Source organism: Aquidulcibacter sp. (assembly GCF_020253525.1).
Taxonomy (GTDB): domain Bacteria; phylum Pseudomonadota; class Alphaproteobacteria; order Caulobacterales; family Aquidulcibacteraceae; genus Aquidulcibacter.
Genome location: NZ_JADCBK010000152.1, coordinates 1 through 7,266 on the forward strand (window position 1 = coordinate 1; position 7,266 = coordinate 7,266).

A 7,266-nucleotide genomic window follows, 5' to 3' on the forward strand; every position below is an offset into this window, starting at 1 on the left:
ATTGTTTACGGGCGATTTGACGGGTCAAGTCCGCTTCGCGCCGCTCCGCGGCAGATTTCCGGAGGAAATCTGGACTTGACGCGACAAATCGCCCGATCATGCTTGAACAAGCGGTTGGGTGACCAGAATGGGCACCAAAGCGCGTCCAGATAAAAACCATCCAAGAAACCGTCATCCCCGCCGGAACGACGTGGAGAGCGGGGACCGCAGGGGATTTTGCGGCACAAGGTCCCCGATTGGCTGACGCCATCGGGGATGACAACGCTTTAAGATTTTTCCATCTAGACCGATTTTGGTGGAAAGGCTGTTTCACCAAAATCGGTCATCAAGCATGGCCGCGACATCTGGGTCGCAAGAACAATTTCTTTAGCGGTTTGGTGAACCAGAATGGGCAGCAAAACGCGTGTAGATAAAAACACTCCCCGCCCCCACGATGTCATCCCGACAAGGCGAAGCAGAGCCTTCGGCTGATTTTGCGGGTGAGGGGCTGGAGGCTGGCTGGTGCCATGGGTGATGACATTAAAAGGCGCGGGATTGCGCCCGCGCCTTTCGGTTTGGTCCTTTAGAGACCGCAATCAAAAGAAACCCAGTTTATTGGGATTATAGCTAACCAACATATTCTTGGTTTGCTGATAATGGTCGAGCATCATTTTGTGGGTTTCCCGCCCGATACCCGATTGCTTATAGCCGCCAAAGGCTGCATGGGCGGGATAGGCGTGGTAATTGTTCACCCAAACCCGGCCTGCCTCGATATTGCGCCCAAAGCGATAGGCGCGCGTGCCATCGCGGGTCCACACCCCGGCACCAAGACCATACATGGTGTCATTTGCAATCGCCAAAGCTTCCGCCTCATCCTTGAAAGTGGTGACACTGACAACCGGGCCAAAGATTTCCTCTTGGAAGACCCGCATCTTATTATGGCCCTTCAGAATAGTCGGTTGGATATAAAATCCATCCGCCAAGTCACCTTCAAACCGAGCGGTGTCGCCGCCGACCAAAACTTCGGCCCCTTCTTCACGACCAATGGTGAAATAGGACATGATTTTGGCATGTTGCTGCTGGCTGGCTTGGGCCCCGACCATGGTATTGATGTCGCGTGGGTCGCCTTGCTTAATGGCTTTTACCCGAGCGATGCAGCGTTCCATAAAGCGGTCATAAATGTCTTCCTGGATCAATGCCCGCGATGGGCAGGTGCACACCTCACCCTGATTGAAGGCAAAGAGGACAAAGCCTTCAACAGCCTTGTCCAAGAAGGCATCATCTGCGGCCATGATGTCGGAGAAGAAGATATTGGGCGATTTGCCGCCCAGTTCCAAGGTGAAGGGGATCAAGCTGGCGACGGCACCTTCGGCCACCTTGCGGCCTGTCGCCGTCGAACCGGTAAAGGCGATCTTGGCGATCCGCCCCGAGCGGACAAGCGCATCGCCGGCTTCTGCCCCATAGCCATTGACGATGTTGAGCACACCATCGGGCAACAGATCTGCAATCACTTCCATCAGCACCATAATCGCTGCAGGGGTCTGCTCAGCGGGCTTGAGCACGACGCAATTGCCTGCAGCCAAAGCGGGGGCGAGTTTCCAAGCCGCCATCAGGATGGAGAAGTTCCACGGAATGATCTGACCGACTACGCCTAAAGGCTCATGGAAGTGATAGGCGACCGTGTCATGATCAATCTCTGACATCGTGCCTTCTTGCGCGCGCAAGACACCCGCAAAATAGCGGAAATGATCGATGGATAGAGGAATGTCGGCATTCAGAGTTTCCCGAATGGGCTTGCCATTATCCCAGGTTTCTGCGGTAGCGATCCGCTCAAGATTAGCTTCGATCCGGTCAGCGATTTTCAATAAGATATTGGCACGATGGGCCGCAGAGGTCTTGCCCCAAGCTTCTTTGGCTGCATGGGCGGCATCGAGAGCCAGCGCGATGTCCGCAGCGTCAGACCGGGCGATCTCGCAAATGCGTTGGCCGGTGATGGGGGTGACATTGTCGAAATAGCGGCCACTCACAGGTGGCACGAATTTGCCACCGATAAAATTGTCATAGCGCAGCTTGAATGGCGAACCGGTGATCAGTTCGATCTTGGTCATTTGGTTCATAATTTTCCTCCTCACGATGATCAGTCGCGCCGTTGCGACTGTGGAGGCAGTTTAGGCTGGCCGATCACGCCCCACATCCCATGCGCGCGAGCTTGTGGCCGCTACCTGTCGCAAATCTGCGACAGGTTTTTGAAAGAAAATGATCTTACGAGCGATCTAATTTGCGATGCAGGGTTGCGCGGCTTAATCCAAGGGCGCGGGCGGCCGCAGAGATATTGCCGGAGGAACGCACAAGGGCACGGGTCAAAACCGCTTGCTCTGCCCGTTCCAAGCTATCATGGCCTTCAAGGCCCAAAAGATCGGCCAGAAGTTTGGGGGCTGACGCCAAATCGCCGCTGAGGCCCAAATGCTGACGCGCCGCCCGTGTCGCCCCGATCACCAGATCATCGACATCAACCGCGAGAAGCGCCCCTTGCCCCCGATCCAGACCCGGCACCACCACAACCCGGGCGCGGGGAAAATGCTGGTGGAATAGGTCAGTCTCAACCTTGCGGGCCACTTCGGCCACCGTATTGCCGATCAGGCCTGCCACCGCATCGCCAAGATCTGCCCGAGCGGTAGAGACGTCAATCACGGCCGCCAAGGCCCCGTCGGGTCCATGGACGGGGGCAGAGGAGCAACTCAAATCAATATTGCGGGCCAGGAAATGCTGATCGCGGTGAATGGTGACGGCACGCCCTTCGGCCAAACACGTGCCAATGCCATTGGTGCCCACATCGGCTTCTGACCAGACCGTGCCGGTCCAAAGGCCTGATTCCTCAAACGCACGATCATTGCTGGGCGAGCCGCGCCGGTCCACCGCCACGCCCTGCGCATCGGCCAAAACGATACAGGCCCCAAGGCCCCCGACCATTTGAAATAGGCGGTCTAAATGCGGCGCGGCCATGGGCAATAAAGGCCCCAAACGTTCCCGCGCTAGCGCCAGTTCGTGGGCCGTGATCCGGCCTTCATTGGGGTTAGATGAGGGGTCGAGATGGTGCAGCTGGGCCGAGCGCGCCCAAGATGCCGCAATGGGTGACCTTGCGGCCAAGCCATTGGTGATCGCCGCTTCGACGCGCGAAACATGTTCTGCAACGGGCGTTGCCATTGCACCTCCCAAGGTCCAGCCCCTGAACAGCGCTTGGCGGCCGAGTGGGACTTGCTTTTGTGCGAGCCGTCGAAAGCTCGATCCCCCATCAGACGCCCAAAATCATGGAAGCGCAATGCGACAAAAGCGACAAAAGCGCCTAAAGTGACCCGAAAGGCGATACATCTGTCCACCTAGAGGGCAAAGGAACCTCTCATGACCCAGAAGGCGGCTTCAAACACCCGCACAATCCGCCTGTTCTCTTATGGCACCTTACAGCTGGAGGCGGTGCAGTTGGACACTTTTGGCCGCAGGCTGGAAGGGACGGCTGATGCGCTGGTCGGCTTCAAACAGACCGTACTGGAAATCACCGACCCAGACGTTTTAAAGATCAGTGGCGAACGTTTTCATCCCATCGTGGTCGCAAGTTCGAACCCCGCCGACAACGTGGATGGCACCGTCTTTTGGATCACGGCGGAAGAGCTTGCTGCCGCCGACCGCTATGAAGTGTCCGATTATCAAAGGGTTGAGGCCAATCTTGCTTCGGGCGGCAAGGCTTGGGTTTATGTCAAAGCGGGATGAATTGGGCCGGGGCTTGCCCCACCACAGCCCAAGTCAAAGGCCTATCATTTCGCCATATAGGCATCCAATGTGTTGTGGAAATGACGGATACGGCTTTCCTGATAGCGGGCCAACGTAACGCCGGGCTTGCGGGTGGTGCGAAGGCCTTTTTGAATGCGCATCAGATTGTTCGTATCCTGATCGGCAACCATGGCGGCAGAACCTAAGCCTTCCGCATCAGCCCATTTTTGATCTTCCCGCAGCCATTGGATTTGCGCGGGCGGCGGGTGAGAGCCATCTTCAGCCTTTGAGAACAGAAGCATGATCTCCATGATGCAACGCTCTGGATCATCGCCATAAGGCCTAAAACGATAGCAGATTGGCAGGGCCTGCCCACCCCAAGGCACCATATTGGGGAAGAGCAAATATTCAATCAAATCCAAGGCTTCTGAATCTGAAAGGTTTGACATATCTCTGCCAGAGGCGCGCCCAATTTTTTCACGCGCTCGCTGGGCCAATTTAGCGCGGGCGGGCTCGCCCTCCTCCAGCTCAATTGGCTTGCCGCCATAAAAGGGCACATCCCGACGAATATGATCGACCGTCTTTTGGGGCGACACATTGTGTGCATCGGGGCTTGGTACACCTTGGACTGCCAGCATGCGGCTAACATGGCGCACACCCGGCCAGACATCATATTGCGTATTGCTATCGCCATAATATGCAGTCACTTGTGGATGGGCGAAGGGCACATGATAGCTTTCGATAAAGGCCTCCATGCCCAGCTTCCAATTGCACGGCAGGACTTTGGCCACATGGGTGGCCTTGTAACGATCTTCCAGCTTAAAGGCTTTGAAGTGATCCGGCAGAATTTCGAGATAGGAGTCTAAAGGCTCGCAATTGGGGTCGAAATTTACAAAGACAAAGCCACCCCACAGGCCGACTTTGGCCTCTGGCAAATTCATTTTCGAGCGGTCGACATGCTCAAAATCCCAGTCCTGCGGGATATGGGTCAGCTTGCCTTGCAAGTCCCAGGTAAAGCCATGGAAGGGACAGCGGAATTGTTGCACGCAACCGCCTGTTGTGCGCAGCAACGTGCCGCGATGAAGGCAGGCATTGATATAAGCGCGGATTTCATTGGCTGCGGTGCGGACAATGATCAGGCTGTCATGGACGATCTCATAGACCAAATGGTCGCCAATATTGGGGATCTCTTCCACCCGACAAGCCAATTGCCAAGTTTTGCGCCAGACTTTTTCAATCTCGCGATCATGCCATTCCTTTGAGAAATAGCGCTCAATCGACACATCCTCCGTACTCTGATCTTGCGGGGGGCTTTCTTCCAGCATCACAGCAGGCGGGGCGATCACATCGCCAGCAAACACACGTTGCACCGAAGGTTCCGGGCGACCTTTGAGAATATCCAGTTTGGCCAAAACATCGCCTCCTCTAACTTACACTCAGTGCCGAACTTGCCCTAACCACTCAGACACCATCAGAACCACTAGAAATCGGTACATCAGAGTCGTGTAGGCCAAGTTTTTCCCTTCCAATATCCAGACTCACTCTCACTAAGCAAGTAAAAAGTAAGGGCCATGTGCGTTCTATCTTGATGTGGCTTCGGTTTTCCGGCACGGGCTTTTTATGACACGAGACACGATCTCACCTTCTGACAGTCGGGCAATCCAAGCGGTTCTGATTGCGGTGCGGCAGGCTGCCGATGCCATTTGCGACCGCTGGTCCTTCATCCTGATTGCTGCGGCCTTTGCCGGCGAAACACGGTTTGGCGGCTTTCTAGAGCGGACTGGCATGGCCAATCGTCTGGTTGCTTCCAGACTTAAAGCCCTGTGCGACTTAGGCGTCATGATGCGCGTGCCTTATTGTGTGCGCCCCCCGCGAGATGAATTTGTATTGACCAATCAGGGCCGGGCCCTCTTGCCGGTCTTGCAGCATATGGCTGATTGGGATCGCGCTTGGGATAAGAGGCCTGAGCCCAGCCCCCTGTTGGAGACCGCCTCTGGCTCGGCGCTGACCATAACCCTGACGTGTGGATTTTGTGGACAGGTGACCACTGCCCGAGACATTGCCCTTAAAGTCAGTCGCGCCCAGCTGCAGGCGGCCCCCAAAAAGACCAGCGAAAGGCGGCGTTCGATCGTCACCAGTGCGGACCGCCAGTTCAACACCTTTGGCTTGCGCCAATCGCTGGACATATTTGGCGATAAATGGAGTATTGAGATCGTCTTGATCGCCTTCTTCGCGCTCACCCGTTTCTCTGACTACATGGACAGCTTGGGCATTGCCGCCAACACGCTGATTGATCGCTTGGAACGCCTCGTTGCGCTGGGAATATTCCGCCAGGATGAAGTGCGCGGCTATCAATTGAGCGAGAAGGGCTTGGCCCTCTATGGCATCTTGGTCAGCATTCAAGCTTGGGCAGATGCGTGGCTGCCCCAGCGCTATAAATCCCCCGTCACGCTGATCCACCGCCCATGTGGCCATGTGTTTAAACCCCACTCAAAGATTGAGGTGGCTGACTAGAGCCCGCCCGCAACACCTTTAGCCCCGCCAAGAAGAGCCTTGCGAGGGTGCACCATAAAGAGGGGCCGGGGCGCAGGATCTACGCCAATTAAAGTGGGCCAGATTAACGGACTGGCCCGAATACGACGCAAACCGTGCGCCCCGGCTGATAAGGCTGTGTGCCTAGGTGGTTCATGACGCCACGGGTGGTTCTGATTTCCCCCGCCTAGTTCGTAAAGGCCTCATTCTCGCAGGCTTTTGACCCCAAGAACTACATAAGGCTTCCCACCCGCACCTGCTTTCAAGAAGCAAGGTGCGCCGGCTCCACACGGCAGACAGGCAAAAGCACACCGGGCACCAGGGGGGTAAATCCTGATGAAACACAAGGTCGCCACTTCAACCCTGCTTAGTCCCGCTTACCAATCCCCAATAGTCGGCTTAACCCGGACCGAAGCTCCTCCGCATTGGGAACGGGGGCTAGCTTAGCGCCCTTCTGCCAAGCGTGGTGAGATTTTGGTTTATCCACGCGCGCTAAACCCTGAATAGCTTGTTTTATCAGGGCTTCTGTCTCCTCAGGCGATAAGTTCTGCGCCTTAGCTTGCGCCCTTGCCCGTGCTGTGGCCTTGGCGTCTTCGCGGTCCATGCGTGCAAATAAAGCCTCTATATGGGCTATTAAGGCCGCTTCCTCGCGGTGGCGGGCTTCCATGATTTTCTGCTGTTCCTCCTTCGTGCGAATGAAGGATTTGGACTTGGCAGGCGGGGCGGGGCTTTTCGGTTTTTTGCTCATGGCCGCAAGCTTAGGCCAGCACGAACCCGGTCGGATGGATTTCCCCCCGATGTCATCCCCGCCGGAACGAAGTGGAAGGCGGGGACCCCATGGGACTTTGCGGCACAAGGTCCCCGATTGGCTGACGCCATCGGGGATGACAACGCTGAGGGTAGTTTTTTGTCTGGAAGGCTTTGGTGCAGGCCCTGCCTACACCAAAGGCCAACTTCGATTGTTCGTGGCCGATTTGACGGGTCAAGTCC

The 7,266-nt window shown here is 56.1% G+C and carries 7 protein-coding genes; 3 read left to right on the forward strand and 4 right to left on the reverse strand.

The genetic code is table 11. The features are described 5' to 3' along the window. Nucleotides 1–575 precede the first annotated feature (575 nt). Both IOB61_RS15490 and IOB61_RS15495 read right to left on the reverse strand, forming a co-directional pair. A complete protein-coding gene (locus tag IOB61_RS15490) occupies nt 576–2,087 on the reverse strand; it encodes an aldehyde dehydrogenase family protein (RefSeq protein WP_290818680.1) in 1,512 nt (503 codons plus the stop codon). A gap of 154 nt (nt 2,088–2,241) precedes the next feature. Then, a complete protein-coding gene (locus IOB61_RS15495) occupies nt 2,242–3,183 on the reverse strand; it encodes a helix-turn-helix domain-containing protein (RefSeq protein WP_290818668.1) in 942 nt (313 codons plus the stop codon). Between the two features lie 195 nt (nt 3,184–3,378). Between IOB61_RS15495 and IOB61_RS15500 the strand changes: the two genes are divergently transcribed. Next, nucleotides 3,379–3,744 carry a gamma-glutamylcyclotransferase family protein gene (locus tag IOB61_RS15500; protein ID WP_290818670.1) on the forward strand — a complete coding sequence of 122 codons (366 nt, stop codon included), beginning with the start codon at nt 3,379–3,381 and terminating at the stop codon, nt 3,742–3,744. A gap of 44 nt (nt 3,745–3,788) precedes the next feature. On the opposite strand, the gene IOB61_RS15505 is transcribed toward IOB61_RS15500, so the two are convergent. Beyond that, nucleotides 3,789–5,156, reverse strand: coding sequence for an aromatic ring-hydroxylating dioxygenase subunit alpha (locus tag IOB61_RS15505; RefSeq protein ID WP_290818672.1), 1,368 nt, complete (start codon nt 5,154–5,156; stop codon nt 3,789–3,791). A 208-nt stretch (nt 5,157–5,364) separates the two neighbouring features. Here IOB61_RS15505 and IOB61_RS15510 point away from each other — a divergent pair, with 208 nt between their 5' ends. Continuing rightward, entirely contained in the window at nt 5,365–6,258 is an 894-nt protein-coding gene (locus IOB61_RS15510; protein ID WP_290818674.1) for a helix-turn-helix domain-containing protein, read from the forward strand. A gap of 385 nt (nt 6,259–6,643) precedes the next feature. Here IOB61_RS15510 and IOB61_RS15515 read toward each other — a convergent pair whose 3' ends face one another. Beyond that, on the reverse strand, nt 6,644–7,024 hold the full coding sequence (locus IOB61_RS15515; RefSeq protein WP_290818676.1) for a hypothetical protein: 381 nt from the start codon (nt 7,022–7,024) through the stop codon (nt 6,644–6,646). 49 nt (nt 7,025–7,073) lie between these two features. On the opposite strand from IOB61_RS15515, the gene IOB61_RS15520 reads away from it, so the two are divergent. Beyond that, the coding region (locus IOB61_RS15520; protein ID WP_290818678.1) for a hypothetical protein at nt 7,074–7,266 on the forward strand (193 nt) is incomplete at its 3' end.